13 protein-coding genes and 1 pseudogene are annotated in these 19377 nt (G+C 59.2%); 5 read left to right on the plus strand and 9 right to left on the minus strand.

Translation table 11 applies throughout. The annotated features are described in order from the left end of the window. Nucleotides 1-4: 4 nt before the first annotated feature. From QSK43_RS19270 to QSK43_RS19290, 5 genes are read right to left on the minus strand one after another with little or no spacing between them, the layout of a single operon-like run. A complete protein-coding gene (locus QSK43_RS19270; RefSeq protein ID WP_332304796.1) occupies nucleotides 5-5887 on the minus strand; it encodes a hypothetical protein in 5883 nt (1960 codons plus the stop codon). Beyond that, entirely contained in the window at nucleotides 5884-6318 is a 435-nt protein-coding gene (locus QSK43_RS19275; RefSeq protein ID WP_332304797.1) for a hypothetical protein, read from the minus strand. The genes QSK43_RS19270 and QSK43_RS19275 overlap by 4 nt, the downstream gene beginning before the upstream one ends. Further along, a complete protein-coding gene (locus QSK43_RS27200; protein WP_442967859.1) occupies nucleotides 6315-6953 on the minus strand; it encodes a helix-turn-helix domain-containing protein in 639 nt (212 codons plus the stop codon). Before QSK43_RS27200 ends, QSK43_RS19275 begins: the two co-directional genes overlap by 4 nt. Next, nucleotides 6940-7179, minus strand: coding sequence for a hypothetical protein (locus tag QSK43_RS19285; RefSeq protein ID WP_332304798.1), 240 nt, complete (start codon nucleotides 7177-7179; stop codon nucleotides 6940-6942). The genes QSK43_RS27200 and QSK43_RS19285 overlap by 14 nt, the downstream gene beginning before the upstream one ends. Further along, nucleotides 7176-7955 carry an EAL domain-containing protein gene (locus QSK43_RS19290; RefSeq protein ID WP_332304799.1) on the minus strand — a complete coding sequence of 260 codons (780 nt, stop codon included), beginning with the start codon at nucleotides 7953-7955 and terminating at the stop codon, nucleotides 7176-7178. Before QSK43_RS19290 ends, QSK43_RS19285 begins: the two co-directional genes overlap by 4 nt. Nucleotides 7956-8274: 319 nt before the next feature. Between QSK43_RS19290 and QSK43_RS19295 the strand changes: the two genes are divergently transcribed. Continuing rightward, nucleotides 8275-9993 carry a tetratricopeptide repeat protein gene (locus QSK43_RS19295; protein WP_332304800.1) on the plus strand — a complete coding sequence of 573 codons (1719 nt, stop codon included), beginning with the start codon at nucleotides 8275-8277 and terminating at the stop codon, nucleotides 9991-9993. Nucleotides 9994-10260: 267 nt separating this feature from the next. On the opposite strand, the pseudogene QSK43_RS19300 reads toward QSK43_RS19295, so the two are convergent. Beyond that, a pseudogene (locus QSK43_RS19300) lies at nucleotides 10261-11167 on the minus strand (IS3 family transposase); the annotation flags it as partial. A gap of 247 nt (nucleotides 11168-11414) precedes the next feature. On the opposite strand from QSK43_RS19300, the gene ggt reads away from it, so the two are divergent. The 3 genes from ggt (at nucleotide 11415) to QSK43_RS19315 (ending at nucleotide 14548) form a co-directional block, all read left to right on the plus strand. Continuing rightward, nucleotides 11415-13172: a gamma-glutamyltransferase gene (gene ggt, locus QSK43_RS19305; protein WP_332304801.1), complete on the plus strand. Its 1758-nt coding sequence runs from the start codon at nucleotides 11415-11417 to the stop codon at nucleotides 13170-13172. A 463-nt stretch (nucleotides 13173-13635) separates the two neighbouring features. Continuing rightward, nucleotides 13636-13854 carry a hypothetical protein gene (locus QSK43_RS19310; protein ID WP_332304802.1) on the plus strand — a complete coding sequence of 73 codons (219 nt, stop codon included), beginning with the start codon at nucleotides 13636-13638 and terminating at the stop codon, nucleotides 13852-13854. Then, nucleotides 13757-14548, plus strand: coding sequence for an amidase family protein (locus QSK43_RS19315; protein WP_442967860.1), 792 nt, complete (start codon nucleotides 13757-13759; stop codon nucleotides 14546-14548). Before QSK43_RS19310 ends, QSK43_RS19315 begins: the two co-directional genes overlap by 98 nt. 19 nt (nucleotides 14549-14567) lie before the next feature. Here the strand turns inward: QSK43_RS19315 and QSK43_RS19320 are convergent, their stop codons facing one another. After that, the gene (locus tag QSK43_RS19320) at nucleotides 14568-15155 is read right to left on the minus strand and encodes a DUF1349 domain-containing protein (protein WP_332304804.1); all 588 of its coding nucleotides are present in this window, start codon (nucleotides 15153-15155) and stop codon (nucleotides 14568-14570) included. Between the two features lie 693 nt (nucleotides 15156-15848). On the opposite strand from QSK43_RS19320, the gene QSK43_RS19325 reads away from it, so the two are divergent. Then, a complete protein-coding gene (locus tag QSK43_RS19325; protein WP_332304805.1) occupies nucleotides 15849-16658 on the plus strand; it encodes a cyclase family protein in 810 nt (269 codons plus the stop codon). Nucleotides 16659-17026: 368 nt separating this feature from the next. Here QSK43_RS19325 and QSK43_RS19330 read toward each other — a convergent pair whose 3' ends face one another. Both QSK43_RS19330 and QSK43_RS19335 read right to left on the minus strand, forming a co-directional pair. Continuing rightward, complete coding sequence (locus tag QSK43_RS19330; RefSeq protein WP_332304806.1) at nucleotides 17027-18148, minus strand: M24 family metallopeptidase; 1122 nt, start codon at nucleotides 18146-18148, stop codon at nucleotides 17027-17029. A gap of 1 nt (nucleotide 18149) precedes the next feature. Next, nucleotides 18150-19370 (minus strand): M20 family metallopeptidase, encoded by a 1221-nt coding sequence (locus tag QSK43_RS19335; RefSeq protein WP_332304807.1) that lies wholly within the window; start codon nucleotides 19368-19370, stop codon nucleotides 18150-18152. Nucleotides 19371-19377 lie beyond the last annotated feature (7 nt).

Below are 19377 nucleotides of genomic sequence, written 5' to 3' on the forward strand. Positions count from 1 at the left end.
CGCCTCAATTGAGCGTAAAGCTTAAGCCGGCGCCGACGCCCCAATGGCCATCAGCTACAGTGCCCGACAAGTTGCTCCGCACACGACCATCCTCGCTTGTGTAGCCTGCACCGAAGGCAAGTGCCCCTTGACCACGCCAGAAGCCCCCACCAAGGGCAACGCTTGCTTTACCCGGCCGGTCATCATAGCGCAGAGAAGCCGCCGCCAAACCGATTGCCGCCGCCTGACGCGCCTCCGACCGGACTTCACCGAGTTCCTGATTCAGCTGCCCGAATCTATAGTCGGTATAGTTGTTGGCCTGGTTCAGTGTCGTTGCAGCTTTCTGGTCGGTATAGGTGTTTGCCGTCTCGATTGCATAGTTCACGCGGTTGTCCGTGTAGTTGTTGACTGTCTTGATACCGTCGTTGAGTTGCCCAACGTTGACGGCGTCGGTATTCTTGACGCCGGCGGCAACGTTGGAGATCAGGACCGGCGCATTTGGATCCCCGCCCTGGAGCGTAACGGTGTTGGACTTGGTCGTGCCATCATTGTCGTATTTGACCGCGAATTTATCGAGCTCGCCGATACCGGTGTCGAGATCCTCAATCGCCTGGTTGGTCGCATTCAGTTGCGAACCATTGACCGCATCCGTCGAGGTCTCGTTCAGGCGACCAGCAGCAACGTTGGTGATCGTGCGCTCCTCGCCGACGGAGCCGACGGAAACCGTTCCTGTCGGAGAGGCGCCCGCAAAGGTATAGTACTTGTCATTGATCGTGGTTCCGGCCGTACCGGCCGCCGCCGCCGTTGTCGAACCAGCGCCCAGAGCAACGCTGTTGTCGGTGGAGGCTGTTGCTCCCTCGCCCAGTGCGACGCTGCCCTGGCCGGACGCTTCCGACGCCTGGCCCACTGCAATGGAACCGCCGGCCGAAGCGAGGGCACCATTGCCGGCGGCTAAGCTGCCTGCACCTTTAGAAACCGCCGACGGGCCGATCGCCACACTGTCTGTTCCGCCCGCCACGCTGTCGGCGCCGGACGAATTAGCGTGGAAATATTTGATGCCACCGCCGTTGTTGATAGTGTTCAGCGAATTGTTGATCTCTGTGAGATTCAGATCGACCGCCTCGAAGGTGTCGTACACCGTCGTGTAGCTGCCGCCCTGCATGCTGTAGGTTGGGCCCGCGATGGAACCGTCGGCATTCACCGTAGCGCCGCCTCCCAGGTGATTGGCGATGCTGTTGGAGACACCATAGAGCTGCGAGCCGTTGACCGCCTCCGTCGAGGACGCATTGACCGCGCCGTCGGCGAGGTTTGCGATGACGGTGCCGCCCGCGCCCTGGAGCGTCGACTTCGTATAATCGACTTCGCCGGGATCAACGATGCCGTTGCCATTCGCATCGGTCCAATCGTATTTCACCGCACGCTCCTGAAGACCTGTCACGCTGCCGCCAACCGCCTTCAGCTGGCTGACGTTGACCGCGTCGGTATCAACGCTACCAGCCGCAACGCCGGTGATCTGGCGAAGCTGGCCATTCGCCGCATCCCCGATAGAAAGCGCCGCCAGCGTGCTGGTCGTGGCATTGATGGCGGTACCATCCGCGCCGGGTGGGATATAACCTGCCGCCCCTGCCGCAGTGTTTGCCACCGAGCCGGCGCCGAGCGCCACCGAGCCATCCATCGTCGCCGCGGAATTGCTACCCAGCGCAACAGTATCATTGGCTGTCACGAAGGCGTTGGCGTTCACTCCGAGCGCAACATTTTGTGAGCCGTTGGCACCCCACCCGGCGAGTTGGCCGACATAGGTATTGCTTGAACCAGTTGCGCCCGCGCCTGCGAATAATCCAATCGCAGTGTTGTTATCCCCGGTTACGGCACCCCCTGCAAAGCTACCGATGAAAGCATTGTTGTTACCGTCTGATTGACGGCCTGCTGCAAGCCCGGTGAAGACGTTGCTGCTACCGGTACTTCCAAGACCGGCTTGAAAGCCCAAAGCTGTGGTAGCCGGACCGTTGGATTCGCTGAACGCGCCAACAGCAATGGAATAATCGCTATCTGCGAGTCCACCACCAAGGGATATGCTATTCAGCCCCGATGCACTGCCTCCGCCTATAGCAATAGAGCCAATACCAGAGGCATTGGCATTGAAGCCGAGGGCCACGCCTTGCTGACCACTTGCTTCCGCATTAACGCCTGCGGCCAGCGAATAGACGCCAGTCGCGCCGTCATTATTGTAATTGCCGCCGGCAGTGCCACCGTCGTTGACGCTATAGTAATGGGTCTTGTTGGCGACCACGGTCGCATCCAGCGCCTTGAGCTGGCTGACATTGACCGCGTCGGTATCGACCGAACCCGCCGCGACGCTGGTGATCTGCCGCGTATTGCCTTCAGAGCCGACAGACACCGCGCCGAGCGTGCTTTGCGTGGCGTTGATCGCGTCCGCGTCTCCGCCGGTGGGGACAAAGCCCGCCGCCCCCGCCGCCGTGTTGGCAACCGAGCCGGAACCGAGTGCTACGCCGCCTTCGGCGGTCGCCTGGCTGTTCTGCCCCAGCGCCGTGGCCCCGAGTGCCGACGCGCTCGCCAACTGGCCGATGGCTGTCGCGGCATCCGCACTGGCGGTCGATGAGTGACCGACGGCCAGTGTATTGGCGTTCAATGCCTTGCTGAACTGCCCCAGGGCGCTCGAATTATCGCCCGTCGCCTCGGCAGCCTGCCCGAAAGCGGTCGCGTAGGAGCCCGACGCTATGGCGTATTGCCCAATGGCCGTACTGTAGAGGCCTGCGGCCTCCGCGTGCTGGCCGACGGCGGTGGCGTTCTCGCCCGATGCGATGGAGCCTTCACCCACGGCGGTCGTCCAGATGTTGGTGGCCTTGCTGTTCTGGCCCAATGCCGTGGAATGGTCGCCCGATGCTTCGGCGACCTGACCTACCGCCGTGCTGGCGAGGCCGCTGGACACCGTGCCCATGCCGACGGCGACCGACAGTTCTCCGGTGGACTGGGCTTCCTGGCCCAGTGCCGTGGAGAAGTTGCCGTCCGAGCGCGAGGCCATGCCGACCGCGGTCGAGCGCTCGCCGATGGACTGGCTGAACTGGCCTACCGCGGTGGAGTATACCCCAGTGGCCTGGGCGGCCTGGCCCACGGCAGTGGTGTTGTAGTTGTTGGCGAGCGAGCCCTCACCTACGGCAGTCGAATATTCCGCGGTGGCCTGGCTGTACTGACCCAGTGCGGTGGCATAATTGGCTGTCGCGTGGCTGTCCTGCCCTAAGGCAGTTGTATACGCCGCCGTGGCCTCGCTGAGCTGGCCCACGGCAGTCGATGCCCCGCCTGCGGCGTTGGCTTGTTGCCCCAGGGCCGTGTCCTGAGTGTTTGCGGCCACAGAACCCTGGCCTACCGCAGTCGATTGATAGCCAGCGGCCCGGCTGAACTGGCCCACCGCCGTTGCGTGATTGGAGGCCCAGCTTGCTGAACCCACAGCCGTACCCAACTCGCCATAGACGGCCGAGGCTTCGCCAATCGCGGTTGATGCAAATCCCTGCGCCTGCGCACCTCGGCCGACAGCAGTCGCGGCCACATCCCATGCGCCAGCATCCGTACCGATCGCCGTGGCGCCCCAGGCGACGGCATTGGTGCGTGTACCCAGTGCGGTCGAGGCGTCGCCGTTCGCCTGGGCGTTGTGTCCCGCCGCCAGCGTGTCGATGCCGGTGGCACCGTCATTGGCGTAGTTGGTGGCGTCCACCTGCCCACGCACAGCGCCTGTGTCGTTAACGCTGAAATAATGCGTCTGGTTGTCCACGACATAGTCAGAGAGAGAATCCAACTGTGCAACATTTACCGCATCTGTGGCGGCCGTACCGGCCGCGACATTGGTGATCTGGCGGGTGTTGCCGTCAGAACCGACCGAGACTGCGGCCAGCGTGCTGGTTGTGGCAGCGATCGCGGCGCCATCTGCGCCGGTCGGGACATAGCCCGCGATCCCAGCCACCGTGTTGGCAACCGAGCCGGAGCCGAGTGCTACGCCGTTTGCCTCCGTGACAGAGGAACCGCTGCCAAGAGCCGTGCCGCCCGAAATGTCGGCGATGGCGTTCTTGCCGACCGCCGTGCCGGCGACCGTACCAGCCACAGTCGCGCCGCCGAGATAGGTCGCAATCGCACCGTCGCCGAAGGCCGAGCCGCCATTGCCGGCGCGGGCAACCGCACCCATGGCAACCGAGCCGGTGGCAATCGCCTCACGGCCGATGGCGATGGAATCCACGCCGGTGGCCTGTGCGGTGTTACCGATGGCGATGGCATTGTCCTTCGATGCCAGCGCAGAGGTGCCGATGGCCACGGCATTGTTGATGGCCAGAGTTGCGCCACCGAACCCGTTCGTGCCCGCCATAGTGCCCAGGGCAACGTTGTTATCGCCAGTCACGCCAAGGCCGGCGAAGTAACCGGAAGCATTGTTGTAATTGCCGACCACCGAGTAACCCGAGCCCATGCCCGTGGCGATGTTGTAAGTGCCAGATACAAGATTGCCCGCCCCGGCGCCCATGGCCGTGTTCCCGTCACCTGTGACGTCTCGTCCGGCCCCTGAGCCCGTGGCGGCGTTACTGAAGCCCCTGACGACGCGGCCCGCCCCGACGCCGCTGGCGACGTTATAGTCGCCGGTCACGTCTCGACCTGCATCTGCACCGGTGGCGGTGTTGTCGCGGCCCACGACGGTATGGCCCGCGAAGTAGCCGCTGGCAGCATTTCTGTCACCGGTCACATAACGGCCCGCATTCGACCCGGTGGAGACGTTTCTCGAGCCAGTAGAGTTGCTACCGGCGGAATACCCCACGCCGGTGTTTTCGCTGCCGGTAACGCTATTGCCCCCAGCCCAGCCGACGCCGGTGTTGTGGCTGCCCCTCACAGCGTTTCCGGCCGAAGTACCGAAAGCAGAGTTGTTGTCCCCTGTGACACTAAAGCCAGTGAGAAAACCCACGCTCGTGTTGCCGTCACCCGTGCTACCAGCGCCCGTACCTGAGCCAATGGACACGGTGCCTTGACCTTGAGCCTGCGTCCCCCTGCCAATGGCAATGGCATAGCCTCCAGTGGCGCCATCATTGTTGTAGTTGCCGGGGTCGATGCTGCCGATGCCGGTCGGATTGACGCTGAAGTAATGCGTCTGTCCGGCCTGCAACTGGGCGACATTGACCGCATCGGTGGCCTGCGTACCCGCGGCCACACCGGTGATCTGGCGGGTGACCGTGGTGCCGTTGCCCACACTGACTGGAGCCAGGGTGCTGTTCCAGGTAGCCCCGGCAGGCGTCGCCGCGCCGGTCGGGTTGTAACCGGCCAAGCCTGCTGCCCTGTTGGCAACAGAGCCGGAGCCGAGAGCCACGCCGTCAACAACAGAGGCCATACTATTCACGCCCAGCGCCGTTGCTCTCGTCGCAGTTGCGTTGGCACCGTTGCCGACCGCCACTGCGTTCGCGCCGGTCGCTTTTGTCGTCATGTCACCCAGCGCAATCGCGCCGGTGCCGAGATTGGCGGCTGTCCAGTTGTTCAGCGCCGTCAGGTCCACGCCGCCGAAGAAGTCAGCAGGAATCCCACTCACTGTCGCGAAGGCGCCGCTGGTAGTCGGTACCTGGCAGGTCCAGGCACCAAATCCGCCAAAGCCCGGTCGGGAACACGCACCCGACGGCGTCACCGAGACATCTGCGAGCGCCGGCGCCGCGAAACCAAGGCTTGCAGCCAGCGCGCCACCGACACCCAGCATCCCGATGCCCATACGTTTGCGACCCATACCCAGCGACATGGAGGACAGACGTAGAACAGCCATCAAGCGCCGCCGAAGCGAACGGGTGTCGCCGCCGCACGCCATCCAACTATTGACAAATCCCGAGCTAAAATTCGGACTGATCGCACCAACAACGACGGTAGATTCGGTCATGATGTCTCCCCTGCGTCGCCAGAATTTTTAACAGGCGACAATTCGATTATATTGAATGATTGATTGGATCTTAGCTGCTGTTCGAACAGGGCTCGCCCATCTTTGACGCCCAGTTGTTCAATCGAGGAAAAAGCCTTTTCGACCCAGCTCCGAGTGATGATTGGCACGGAATGCAACGCCCGTTCGATCCGATCACGATCAAGCTTCAGCGACATCAGAGTCCGACAGGCGTCAAGATGTGCCAACGGGCTCGTGTCTGCGTAGAAAGGGCTTGTCAGTCCGAGCACGAACAGTGCGAACAGATAATCCAGTTCGTCCGATGAAATTTCAGACGCGTATCTCGTTTCAAGCGCGCTCCAGGCACCCGAGGTTTTTGGAGACAGCAAAGCGGTCGGATCGCTGACGATGATTGGAAGGAGAGCAGCGTTCATGACTGCTCTCCTTCCGCTTCGGCGGACTGCCAGTACCCCCGAAGCTTGCTCCTGATTGTCCGCAACGAAATACCGAGCAAGGCGGCAGTGCGTATACGATTGCCGTGGCAATAGCGCAGTGTCTGAAAAATCAGCCTGCGCTCCACATCGGCGAGCGTCCGCCCGACCAGCATCTGGGCGGCCTTGTTAGCTGTCTCTTTCCCCGAAGCATTTCCGGATGCCGCAAGGTGACACACGACATGATCGATCAACCGTTCCTCACTTGCGGTCACGACGATCAAGCCGGCATGCGTAGCGAACTCGTTGAACACGAGGTATCCCGTTTCCCCGTCGATTGTGACGACAGCGCTGTTCCCGACCAGCAGGCGCGGCACTTCCCGGTCGAATTCCAGCGCAAACGGCAGGGCATCTTTGGGAAAAGCTTTATCTTCAAACAGGACCAGTAGCTCCGAACACAAAAAGGAAAGCCGCGCCTCCTGGAGGGACGCGCCTCGATCCGGCTGCTGCGCACGCCTTCCGAAAACAGCTTCAGCAACACCACCGACCGACGTTTGGGCGCCGTTGTTGCGTTTTCCAAACAGCAGCAGCGCCGAGCGCACACCATAAGAACCAAACAGGGGATTACGATTCGTCATAGAGCCCCCTTGCCCACCAGCCGACCCAGCCGGCCAGCAGAACCGAAATCAACAAGAAGGCGCTGACGTAAATATTCCCCGCCAGAAGAAACCCTACGATTGCGCCAGAGATGGCTGAACAACCGGCAAGAACCAAAGCCGCCGACGCAGCTTTCTCGCCCTCGGGAACCCGTGCGCAGCCTGAACCAATCCCGGATGCTGATGGAGATTTTTCGTTAAGGCTCATGAAACCTCTGCATTGCGAGGCGCGGCAACGATGCGGGCGGGTGTCATGGCAAAAAGATGCCCCTGAACGTGCGTTGCGCCAGCTGCCCGCGCGACATCAACTTGCGCCGTGGACTCAATGCCTTCCACAACCACGGCAGGGGCAAAGCACGACGCAAATGCCACAATGTGGCGTAAGCTGTTGGAGCCTTCCGACGAAGGACGAATGTCGTGGACGAACGCCTTGTCGATTTTCACAATGTCGAAATCGATAAGCTGGACAAGCCGCGGCGAGGCAAACCCTGCACCAAAATCGTCGAGCGCAACACGACAACCCAGTTTCTGAACGTCGGCGATTTTTCGGGCACTGAAGGATAAGTCGGTGATGGCGCTCGACTCGGTAACCTCCAGGATCAGCCGCGGCGCGAGGTAGGGGCGACATTGGATCTGGTCCAGAATGCCGCACCACACAGTTGCATCTGTAAAGTTGTCTGCAGACATGTTGCAGCCGAGCACCGCCATCGGGTCCGCCTCGAGACGATCCAGGACCAGCTTGAGCATATGGCGGTCAAGCATAGGCGCGCCGCCACCAGCCTCAAGGCGGGAAACGAACGCGCCTGCCGCAATCACTTCTCCGTCGGGATCAATCATCCGTGCGAGGCATTCACCGTATAGAACGTCTTCACTTGGGTTCAGGGACCAGACCGTCTGAACGACACAACCAATGCGTTGGTCGGCAATGGCGCTCGCGACTATTTCGACGCACGCCTCATCGGGCATGACAAACTGCTCAAACATTCGCGCCCCCGATATCCCCGCTGATTGGCCGCAGCAAAGCCGTCGGCCAGAAATCAAACCAGTCCTGATGTTGGTGCATGCGCTGACAAAAGCACGACTGGGTGATTTGAAAATTCAGTTCATCAGGAAACGGGTGCTCGCAGTAGGTTACAAACGGTTCGGAGAACGGGATACGAGACGATACAAACAGATACGGCGAGAGATTTAGGTGTTGCGCGACCGTTTGACGGCAAGCAAATCTCCAACAGCAAAAACATATAGATTCCGGTGATTACGCCGCGAAAATTTATACTTTATTATCCTGCATAACGAGGATGTCATGGAACGCCATAAGCAAACGCGCGCGCAACTTGCTCGTATTCTAAAGTCGAAAACATTTGAAAACTCGGAAAGACTGAGAAAGTTCCTGAGCTACGTCGTCATAGAGACGCTCGAAGGGCGCGAGGATAAAATAAAATCTTACTCGATTGGCATAGAAGTGCTCAACCGCAGCAGTGATTTTGATAGCGCGCATGATGGAATCGTACGGACAACGGCAAACAGGTTGAGGGCGGCCCTGGAAAAATACTACCGGAGCGAAGGATGCAACGATCCGATTATAATATCATTACCAAAAGGACGGTACGTCCCGACCTTCACGGACAGCGCCTTTGAGCGCGACGACGCTTCACCTGATGACGAGGAGCCTGCCGTTGGTCTTGCCGGTCCAGGTGGAAACAAAATGCCCGGCTTGTTGTCGAACGTCGTCCGCGCCGCTTACCGCCGCACTGCCGGAGTCTTGTTCGTCGCCTTGATCCTGCTGGCGGGATGGTTGTTTCTCGCCGGACATACACATACCCCCGCCGTCCGCGAGCCGCCCATCATCCTTATTCCGGAGGCGACGGCGCTGACCGACGATGAGCGTGCCGTGTTCTTCGCGCGTGGTCTTCCCGTTCGTCTGTCAAGCGCCATGGCATATTATGATGTAAACGGCGTTGTGCGAACAAAAGATTTTGCCGAGGCGCGCCGTTATGCTGCCAGTGTTTCAAACCTGCACAGCGTTTACGTCGTTACGAGCGAAGTTGGGGCGGAAGCCCAGGGGCTGGCGGTACATTGGCAGTTGGTCGATGCCAGAACCGGCATCGTACTCTGGTCGTCAACAATTGTGGAAAAGAGCGAGGAACGGTTCGTTGACACCATCGTGCAAGAACTCGTGGGCGAGAATGCCGCAATCCGCGCTGCCGAACAGCGCAGCCTGCCGGTCGAGCCGGTAGTTGGTTATGTCTGCGTAACTCACAGTCTCAACAAGCTGACGATGATGTCCGACGCTGATCGGCAATGGATGTCAGATTGTTTGGCTGACACCGTCGGAACGCAACCCGATTATGCCGGGGCATGGGCCTTGCTGGCCCTTGTAGGGATTGAGGACAGCGTTGCGGCCGCTGACCGTGGCGATCGCAAGGGCAGCCAGCTTAAGATCGAAGAAGCGTGGCGTGGATACCAGAACGCTCAGAGGCTTGCACCTGCGTCCTGGCTCACGCTTCGCGCCAGAACGATGATCGAATTCCAGGCCGAGGACGAAAAGGGCTTTCAGGCGTCGGCCGCAAAAGCACTCGCGGTGCTTCCTGAAAATGCACGGGAAAGGGTCTTGATTGCCAGCCGGCTCTTTGCGGTCGGAGACTATGGGCAGGCAGAAGCGATCATCAAAACAACAATCGAACTGATGGCAGTTCCGCAACCGTCCGACTATACGTTTCTGGCGGCCAGTTATTACCAGCGCGGTGCTTTTGATGACGCATTGAAGGTGCTGCGGGATCAGCAGGTTAACGACAGCGCATTCTACTGGTGCCTTCTGGCGGCCATCGCCGGTCAGCGCGACGATGCATCACTGGCAAAAAAGGCGCTTCAATCACTTGAGCAGACGCGCCCGGGTCTTTCGCATATTTTGGAAACGTATCTCCGGAACCGGCACTTTCGCAACGAGTTCATCACCAAACTGCTGTCCGACTTCAACAAAGCCCAGCGGATTTCGAGCTTTGGGAGCGAGCCCGGTGATTGACGACAGCAAACGACCGCACCTGCTGGAGCAGACGTAAAAAGCTTTAAGGCGTTCTCAACTTTGTCCAGCGCCAAAGGCGGCAACAAAGGTCACAATCGTGAGAACCGTCCATGAAGGAAATTATTACAGTCGGTCCAGATATCGACAAGCACGTTTTCCAGGTCCACGGTGTCGATCGTCCGATCGGGACCGGCCAGTTGAGCGATGAGGACATCGTTGGCGAAAATCGAACCTTGTACCCATGTTGCTTCAATGGAGGATAGAGCAACGGTAGACCCTGCGACGTATCCTCTCGCGCTTCAAAAGATTGAAGAAGCTCTCGGCCACCGCATTGTCATGGCAGTTGTCGCGTCGGCTCATCGAGTGAACCAGATTGTGGTGCCTGAGGAACGAGGCCCAGTCCATGCTGGTGAACTGCGAGTCCTGATCCGAGTGGATCAGCACCTTGTCCTTCGGTTTGCGTCGCCACACCACCATAAGCAGAGCTTGTAGAACGACATCGGTGGTTTGGCGGCTCTGCGGTGCCCAGCCGATGACCCGGCGGGAATAGAGGTCGATGACGATGGCCAGATAAGCAAAACCTTCGCAGGTCCGGATATAGGTGATATCCGTGACCCAGGCTTTGTCCGGAGCCGCTACGTTAAATTGCCGGTCGAGCGTGTTGTCGATCGAGACGGCAGGCCTGCCGCCGTAGATTCCGGGACGGCGTTTGTAACCAATCTGCGCCTTGATCCCGGCAAGACGGGTCAGACGCGCAACCCGGTTCGGGCAGCACATCTCGCCCTGATCGAGAAGGTCGTCGTGCAGCTTGCGATAACCGTAAACCTTTCCGCTTTCTTCCCACGCCTTCAGGAGCAGATCGGTCTGCCGCTTGTCCGCGTTGGCCCGCTCGCTCAGCGGCTTCTTCAGCCACGTGTAAAATCCACTGGGATGAACCCGCAGAAGGCGACACATCGTCCGCACCGAAAACTGTAAGCGATGCAGGGCAATGAACGCGTACTTCACTTTGCATCCCTGGCGAAATACGTGGCCGCTTTTTTAGAATGTCTCGCTCTTCGGTGACGCGAGCCAGTTCCTTCTTCAGTCGCCTGATCTCCTCGGCCTCGTCGTTGCCCTTGGAGTTCGACGCCGCAAACTTCTTCTTCCATTCGTAAAGCGAATGCTGGCTAACGCCCTCCGCAGGGTCGTGAACGCCGTCCTGTAACTGCCTTAAGGGGCTGCGAGCCGTGTTCCGGCTCAGAACGAAATGATGGTCTAAGCTGCTGGTCCGGCCCTGATCCACACCAACTCCAGAAGCGCTTCGTACCGGTGGATTTATCTACCAATTTATGGCTCTACAATATAACCTTTCGTAAAACATGGTTCGTACTTCCGCTCCGCGCTTATATTAACCAGTTGTGCCTCTCTGGAGGATAAGGCTAATGAAAATGAGATTTCTCAGCGAGGCTTTTTTCGCCTTCATGCTTTCCACCGCGATCGTCTCCGCCCAGCAGGTGTCCGACATGGTGGCGCCCGAGAAAGCGACTGATGTTGCGACTGCCAGGCGTGTCGAGTCAAAGAGCTTCATGGTGGCGGCGGCCAATCCGCTGGCGGCCGAGGCAGGGCGTGACGTGATCGCCAGGGGCGGTAACGCCATCGACGCGATGGTGGCGGTGCAGGCCGTGCTCGGCCTCGTTGAACCACAGAGTTCCGGGCTCGGCGGCGGCGCCTTCCTGGTCTATTACCACGCGGTAAGCGGCAAGCTGACAACATTTGACGGTCGCGAGACTGCACCGATGGAAACCACCCCAAAGCTCTTCCTGGATGACAACGGTCAGCCGCTGAAATTCATGGACGCAGTGGTTGGCGGTCGCTCCGTTGGCACGCCAGGAACGGTACGACTTCTGGAGGAAGCCCACAAACGCTATGGAAAGGCGGAATGGGCAAGCCTGCTGAAGCCGGCGGAAACGCTGGCGACCGAGGGTTTTAAGGTGTCGCCGCGCCTTGCCTCCCTGATCGTGTCCGAGGGTGACCGGTTGAAGAAATATACGGAGCCCCGGTCCTATTTCTTTGACGCCTCCGGAATCGCCCTGCAGGCCGGTGCTTCATTGAAGAACCCGACCTATGCCGAGACGCTTGCGGCAATCGCCAAAGGCGGCGCCGATGCCTTTTACAAAGGGCGGATTGCCGAGGCGATCGTCAAGACCGTGCGCGAGGCGGCCGACAATCCCGGCGTGCTCTCGCTGACCGATCTCTCCAGCTATCGCGTCATCGAGCGCGAGCCGGTGTGCTTTACCTATCGTGCTCTTGACGTTTGCGGCATGGGAGCTCCATCGTCGGGCGGCATCGCCATCAGCCAGATCCTCGGCCTGACGGAGAATTTTGATCTCAGGGCCCTGGGGCCAAAAAACGTCGACAGTTGGCGCATTATCGGTGATGCGCAGCGTCTCGCCTTCGCCGACCGCGAGCGTTACGTCGCTGACGCCGATTTCATGCCGCTGCCGATCAAGGGCCTGTTGGACAAGTTCTATCTGGGTGAGAGGGCAAAGCTGCTCGACGGCGACAAGGCGCTGGCCAGGGATGCCGTCAAGGCCGGCGAGCCGGAATGGGATCATGCGCTGCTTTTCGGCCGGGATGCCGCGCTCGAGTTGCCCTCTACAAGCCATTTTGTCATCGTTGACAAGGACCGCAACGTGGTCTCGATGACGACGACGATCGAAAGCGGCTTCGGCTCGCGTCTGATGACGAACGGCTTCCTGCTCAATAACGAGTTGACGGACTTTTCCTTCAAGACCCATGACGGCGGTCTGCCGATCGCCAACCGCGTCGAGCCCGGCAAACGGCCGCGCTCCTCCATGGCCCCGACCATCGTGATGAAGGATGGCAAGCCGCTGCTCGCCATCGGTTCGCCGGGCGGCAGCCAGATCATCGGCTATGTGGCACAGGCGCTGATCGCCTATATCGACTGGGGTATGCCGGTGGAGGCGATCGTCGCCCAGCCGCATCTCATCAACCGGTTCGGCCCCTACGACATCGAGGCCGGCACCAGCGCTGAAGATCTGGTCGGGCCACTGAAGGCGCTGGGTTACGAGGTGAAACCGGGTGAGATGAATTCCGGCTTGCATGCTATCGAGATGACCGCCAAAGGTCTGGCCGGCAGCGCCGATCCACGACGCGAGGGAGTGGTTGTCGGAGAGTGAGACGCTCTGTGCAGCTACATTGTCCAAAGGATAGAAAGCGGCGCAACGCGCGGCTTCTCCCCAACGGCGTTACACGATCATGATCATGTAAAACCAGTCCCCGCACAAAGCGATCACCCACCGCCCCTCGAGTTGCCGAAGACCTTCAAAACAATCGGATTTGACCAATTGGAGGCCGATTTAAAGCATCGTTCCTACCAATTTAAATCAATCGGTCGTCTAATTTAAAATTCAAGGCTGAAACTTCCGAACCATTTACCGAAATCGGTGACCTGAAGTCTTTCGGCATGCTACGTCCGCAGGTGCGCAGCGCATATTTTTCGACTATTCGATCTGAGCAAACGCACTCTCGCTGTCTCGCGTACAGCCCAGCGCCTATAGCCGTATCTTGCGATCCTATTGGACGGAAAATGAGCAAAAACTCAATATCCGCTCAGAATTTGATCATCCAAGGGTAGCAAACATGACATTTGAAACGGAAAAGCCTTTGTGGCTGCATACGGCAGGCGAAATCGGCAATGCCTATCGAGATGGTAAAATTAAGCCGAGTGAGGTTATTGAAGCTGTACTGGAGCGCGCAGCTGATGTTAATCCGGTTCTCAATCTCTTCGCGGCGCTTGATACGGAAGGTGCTCGCAAGCGATGCGCGCTTTGCCGTCAAAAAACCGCTTGGCGACTTTGACGGAGTGCCGATTACCATCAAGGACAACATTCCGATCAAGGGCCTGCAGCTTGCCTGGGGCAGTAATCTCTACAAAGGCCAAATCGCCGGAAATGATGAGACACCAGTGGAGCGCCTGCGCGCCCAGGGTGCCGTCATCCTCAGAAAGACAAATGTTTCGGAATTCACGCTCGGACGGGGCGATGTCAACACGCTCGCTTTCGGGGTGACACGCAACCCATACGATCCCGCCTTGACCTCCGGGGCCTCGACAGGCGGCGGGGCCGCTGCGACTGCCGCAGGAATCGGAACGGTTGCGATCGGCACCGATGGTGGTGGTTCCATTCGTCGCCCCGCCTCCTATAACAATCTCGTCGGCCTCAAGTCATCAACCGGACGGGTTGCACGCGTCAACGGCCTGCCTCCCATTCTCGGTGACTTCGAGATCATCGGTCCGCTTGCCCGGTCGGTTGGCGACCTTGCGCTGGCTCTTTCCGCCATTGAAGGCCCGGACGCCCATGATCGGGCTTCCTATGGCTTTTCGAAGGGCGGCATCGAACCTGTACGTCGCGGTCAGAAGATCCTCTTTGTACGTAATGTGGCCGGCATGACGGTGGAGGAGCCGATCAGCGACCGGGACACGCGGTTGCCTGTCACAGCGCCGGTTTCAAAAAATGGACCCAGCCCGCAGCAATCGGCTGAATTCAATTCGTGACAATCGCGTCCCTGCACCATTAACCTGACAGATCGTGAAGATCAGTGGTGAGAGCCTCGCCGACTGAGAACTCCGAAAAACAAACCTCCAGCCCGGCGCGCTCAGGTGTACAGGCAGTCAAGCCGACGAGATAACGCGAGACGACTGGGAAAGGAGCGAGCCGCAACAACGGCCAAACCGTTCCGTCAGACGAGGCCTGAATGCGCATCGCGCCATTACTCAAAGTAATACGGATGTAGAAATCCTCGAGTTGCCTGAAAGGCTGGGAGACCGACCAGTCAGATTTCCCATCGGTGATAACGGTGCTGAGGAAGCGTTCGCCGTCGGTGAACTCTACCCCCGTCTTGACCCATCTGTTTTCGTCGATGCGAACCATCAGACCTGCCTGATCATAAAGTGACCGGAATTCGCCCTGAACGCGGACCCTCGCCGTGAAGCCATTACCCGCGGGTACACCGAAGAAATGCCCGCTGTCGCGCGTAAATCCATAATGAGTCTCACGCCAGAAGTCGGTGTTCGCAGCCGTCGTTAAAGTGAGGCCAGTTTCTGTGGCCTCCCACACTGCCGGCTCGTTGAGCCACGTGGCTTCCTTGAGATTCACGTTCATGAAGCTGTCCTCCGAAAGCGCCCTTTACCCCATGCATCAGCCGGGACCGATACCTATCATGGCCACCTGCATGAGGAAAACGTCTTCGCATGAAGCTGAAACGAGAATCCCTGTTGCGCACTTCAAAGACTTTGCTTTTCTGAAGATTAAGAGAGCCCAAGGCCTCAAGGCCCAGAGGCGCAACACGGGAGCCTGCTCCTGGAGGAAGTCATACGTGGCGGCAAAGAACGCGGGACTGCACATTCAACGGACCTTGCCTCCCAGGGCGCCGTATCCATTCCGAGGGATGACATCCACGCCTTCGAGCCATGGATCCTTCCGCTTCCCTCTAAGTTAAACTACCTTCAGCGTCGACACGCCACGATTGAGGGAGATTGCGACCGTGCAAACCGTCCAGACGGTTCCACTAAGGTCTTCGCGTCGGGCCCGTCCAGTCTCGTAGATCTCACGGACAGGACAACGTTGGCGACAACCAGCGGCGCACTTTCCAGCTCCAGTTCTGCGCTGTCGGATATCTCTGATATCTCGACACCGAGATCATGGGCGCTCTTGTGGGAGGTATTGAGGATCTGACCGGTGAAAAGGCAGTACGTCTTTCTACTGAAGCTGCGATCTAAAAAAATCGACTAATCTTGCTTCATTGCGGTTTTGAGATACCGTCATGAACAGGTTTTGTAACGGAGGGAAGATCGGATGTGCAATCACTGCGTGATAGAGGACGTGAAGAAGAACATGCTGTCGCGTCGCATGCTGTTCAAAGGTGCGGCCTTGGCAGGTGTGGCAATGGGCGTGGGAAATCTGGCGACACCGGTGCTTGCTCAGTCCGCCAGGAAAGTTGTCGATCTCACTCACGTGTACGATTCAACGTTTCCAACATTTGATGGCAAGCCCGGAATAGAGTTTGAATGGGCCGCCGATATCGCCAAAGACGGATATCAACTCCATAAACTGACAGTTTTCGAGCACACTGGAACCCATATCGACGCGCCTTTCCACTTCAGCGCCGATGGCGTCAGCGTCGATCAGCTGGAACCACAAAAGCTGGTCGCACCGTTGGTCATCATCGACATCACGGACCGTGCCAAAGAGGATGCCAATTCGACCATTGAGGCGGCGGATGTGGAACGATGGATCAGCACAAATGGCGAGATTCCCGCGGGTGCTGTCGTGGCTTTGCGCTCTGGCTGGGCGACAAAGGTGAAAAGTCCTTCATTTCGCAATGACGACGCTGGCAAATTCGCCTTCCCCGGTTTCAGCAAGTCGGCAACGGATTTACTGCTCAAGCTCGACACCGTCGCAATCGGCGTCGACACGCTTTCATTGGATCCGGGAAACTCTGCCGATTTTGCGGTGCACAATTCGTGGCTTCCGGCGGGCCGCTACGGCATCGAAGGCCTGAACAACCTTGAAGCCCTGCCTCTCAAAGGAGCGACAATCGTCGTCGGCGCACCGACCCACCGAGGCGGAACCGGTGGCCCGGCTCGTATTCTGGCACTTGTTTAATCACAACCTTTCCCGTCGCGGTGGACGACGACCTCCGAAGATGATGCCGAGACTTTCGATGAGTTTCTCGAAGGATGTCTGCCATCTCCCAAACTGCAAATGCCGCAGCCTGAGAATTGCTTGAGGGTCTTCGGATGGCTAAGCGCGACATGTCGGGACAAGAGCTATTTGCATTGGTAAGGGAGCACACGGCCAGCGAAATTGCCATAATGTTCGGTGTCTTCGAGGTCGCAGTCGGAACGCTTTGCAAGAAATTTCGGTCGTTACCGGTCGATGTGGGCACCCATCATCGAGCTTCAGGGAATGGGCCTTCAATGTGGATTACAGGCCTTGCTGAAACAGGCGTCCGATGAATTCACATTCTTCTTTTAATGTGCAGTCAGAATCTGCCTGGGGCTTTTTGTGAGCCGAAGGCCTCCGTCTCTGCTGACGAGAACAGTTTCACTGAAGCCGAGGCCATGTGCACTCGTATAAAGGTGGAAAACCAATCCCTCCTCCAACACCCAATCCGAGGTTTCCAGGAACACGCGGGAAAAATCGCTGGTGCGCGGCGTGCGGGTATAGAGACCAAGCGTATAGGCGGTGATATTGTCGTAGACCGGCCGCAGGCCGGCATCGATTGCGCCCCGCCGCATGATGGCATCTACGTCGCTGGCGATCGCCCCCGGTTTCATCGCGGCAATCTGCCGGTCCTGCAGTTTGAGCAGCTTTTCAGCAGCCGCTGTCAGGCCAGCGGATGGTTGGCCGACCACGATCGGCCGCATAATCCGTGCGCCGTAATTTCCGACACGCGGGATCAGTTCGACATGCAGCACGTCGCCCTCCATGATCGTTTCGGTCTTGAACACGCCATGTAGGAATTCGTGGCTGCCGGAGGCCTTCACCACCGGTCCCACTTCGCCGGTATCGGCGCCTTCGCGTAAAAAAACACCGGAGGCGATCGCCGCCGCATCACGCGTCGTCATACCGGGTTTTGCCTGCCGGGCAACTTCGGCCATCGCCTTGTCAGCAATCGAGGACGCCTGCTGCAGCACGGCGATCTCTTCGTCCGATTTCACCCAGCGCAGGCTGTCACTCAGGCCCGGCATCGGCACAAAGGTCGCCTCGGGCAGAAGCTCGGTGAGGCGCATGAAAGTTGCCGCACTCATGCTGTAGGAATTGGTGTCGAGCCCGATCCGCGCCTTGCCGAACCGGCGGTCGCGGATACTGGCCGCAACGGCTGCCTGCGCCTCTCCGGTGTCGGCAAAACCGACTACATCCGCGATCCAGCTCTTTTCGCGGCAGGGCGCCTCGTCGAGCGCGCGCAAGGTGAACCACGCCTCGCCATCGCGCGGCAAGAAGGCGGCGCGGTACATGGTTTCGGAGACGGTGTAGCCGGTCAGCCAAGCCAGTAACTCGCCGCTATCGATGAGCAGCAGATCGACGCCGGCGGATGCCATGGCGCCCCGGGCGAGAGTGATACGACGATCGAATTCCGCCCGTGAGAACACCTTACGCCACCTCGCAAATATCGAGAATGGTCAGCATGTAGATGCGGATCATGTCGAGATAGTCGACGATGTCTACACGCTCGTCGGGCATGGTGTTGTAACGGCCGCCCGGACCGCAGACGATGCCTTCCATACCGAGTTCATGGTAGAGATGACCGGCGTCGGTGCCGTAGAAGCGCGTCGGAGTAATCGCGCCGGTGGGCTGCTTTTTGCCCCGTACAGCTTCGTAGGCCGCATTGATCGATTTGACGATGCGCGAGTCCGGCGAAACCTCGAAAGGAGGCATCAGCGGGCGGCCTTCGATCATGTCGGGAACGAGCTTGGCCTCCAGACCAGGGAAGCGGCCTTTGAGGAGGCGCAGTTCTGCATCGACGTCCGCCAGCACGCTTTCCTGCGTCTGGCCAGGCGCATAACGCAGCGAACCGCGCAGGCGGACGAAATCGGCCACCTGCGGTGGGCGCCATTCTGCGAGATCCCGGCCAAGTGCGCCATGAATCACGCCGACATGGCCACGATTGATCGAGCGGTGCGTGTCACTCTTCGCACCGCTGAAGGTCATCGCATTGATGCGTGGAATGATATCGCAGGCCGCCGCGATCGCATCAACCGACTCCTCGCGTTTCGACAGGTGGCGGGTATCGCCAGTCAGTTCTATGACGTAGCTCAGTGCCGCCGCATGCATGGTGACGGCAACCAGATCACTCGGTTCGCTGTTGATGAAATAGTCGGCCTTCACGCCGCTGCTGATGGCCGCCAGCGTACCGACGCCACCCTGCAATTCGCCGACAACAAAGGTCAGCACGACGTCGCCCTTAAGCTTGACACCGGCATCGAGCAATATTTTGACCGCGCAGAAATAAGCGGCGTCGCCTGCCTTCATGTTGGAAACGCCGATTCCGTAGATGAACTTGTCGTCGACGAGACCTGAGTAAGGGTCGACCGTCCAGCCTTCGGTAACCGGGTTGGTGTCGAGATGGCCATTGAACAGCAGGCTCCTGCCGCCTCCCTGCCCCTTCAGGCGGCCGATCGTGTTGAAGCGGCGGCCTTCGTCAAAAGCCTGAAGTTCGGCCTCGACACCGATCTTCCCAAGCTCCTTCGCCATCCAGCGGGCGAGATCCTTCTCGCCCTCGGTTTCCGAATGGCTTTTGTGCTGGACCATTTTCGACAGGAAATCGAGGCAGGCTTTTTCGTCGATCTGATCCACGAGAGACTTCGGGTCCATCGTCATG

Origin of the sequence: Rhizobium sp. GR12, from assembly GCF_036596185.1 — a bacterium.
Classification (GTDB): domain Bacteria; phylum Pseudomonadota; class Alphaproteobacteria; order Rhizobiales; family Rhizobiaceae; genus Agrobacterium; species Agrobacterium nepotum.

What these genes read in the sequence shown, in the direction of transcription:
- QSK43_RS19270 (WP_332304796.1), bottom strand. Translation starts at nt 5,887, where the DNA reads ATGACCGAATCTACCGTCGTTGTTGGTGCGATCAGTCCGAATTTTAGC.
- QSK43_RS19275 (WP_332304797.1), bottom strand. Translation starts at nt 6,318, where the DNA reads ATGAACGCTGCTCTCCTTCCAATCATCGTCAGCGATCCGACCGCTTTG.
- QSK43_RS27200 (WP_442967859.1), bottom strand. Translation starts at nt 6,953, where the DNA reads ATGACGAATCGTAATCCCCTGTTTGGTTCTTATGGTGTGCGCTCGGCG.
- QSK43_RS19285 (WP_332304798.1), bottom strand. Translation starts at nt 7,179, where the DNA reads ATGAGCCTTAACGAAAAATCTCCATCAGCATCCGGGATTGGTTCAGGC.
- QSK43_RS19290 (WP_332304799.1), bottom strand. Translation starts at nt 7,955, where the DNA reads ATGTTTGAGCAGTTTGTCATGCCCGATGAGGCGTGCGTCGAAATAGTC.
- QSK43_RS19295 (WP_332304800.1), top strand. Translation starts at nt 8,275, where the DNA reads ATGGAACGCCATAAGCAAACGCGCGCGCAACTTGCTCGTATTCTAAAG.
- ggt (WP_332304801.1), top strand. Translation starts at nt 11,415, where the DNA reads ATGAAAATGAGATTTCTCAGCGAGGCTTTTTTCGCCTTCATGCTTTCC.
- QSK43_RS19310 (WP_332304802.1), top strand. Translation starts at nt 13,636, where the DNA reads ATGACATTTGAAACGGAAAAGCCTTTGTGGCTGCATACGGCAGGCGAA.
- QSK43_RS19315 (WP_442967860.1), top strand. Translation starts at nt 13,757, where the DNA reads ATGTTAATCCGGTTCTCAATCTCTTCGCGGCGCTTGATACGGAAGGTG.
- QSK43_RS19320 (WP_332304804.1), bottom strand. Translation starts at nt 15,155, where the DNA reads ATGAACGTGAATCTCAAGGAAGCCACGTGGCTCAACGAGCCGGCAGTG.
- QSK43_RS19325 (WP_332304805.1), top strand. Translation starts at nt 15,849, where the DNA reads ATGTGCAATCACTGCGTGATAGAGGACGTGAAGAAGAACATGCTGTCG.
- QSK43_RS19335 (WP_332304807.1), bottom strand. Translation starts at nt 19,370, where the DNA reads ATGGACCCGAAGTCTCTCGTGGATCAGATCGACGAAAAAGCCTGCCTC.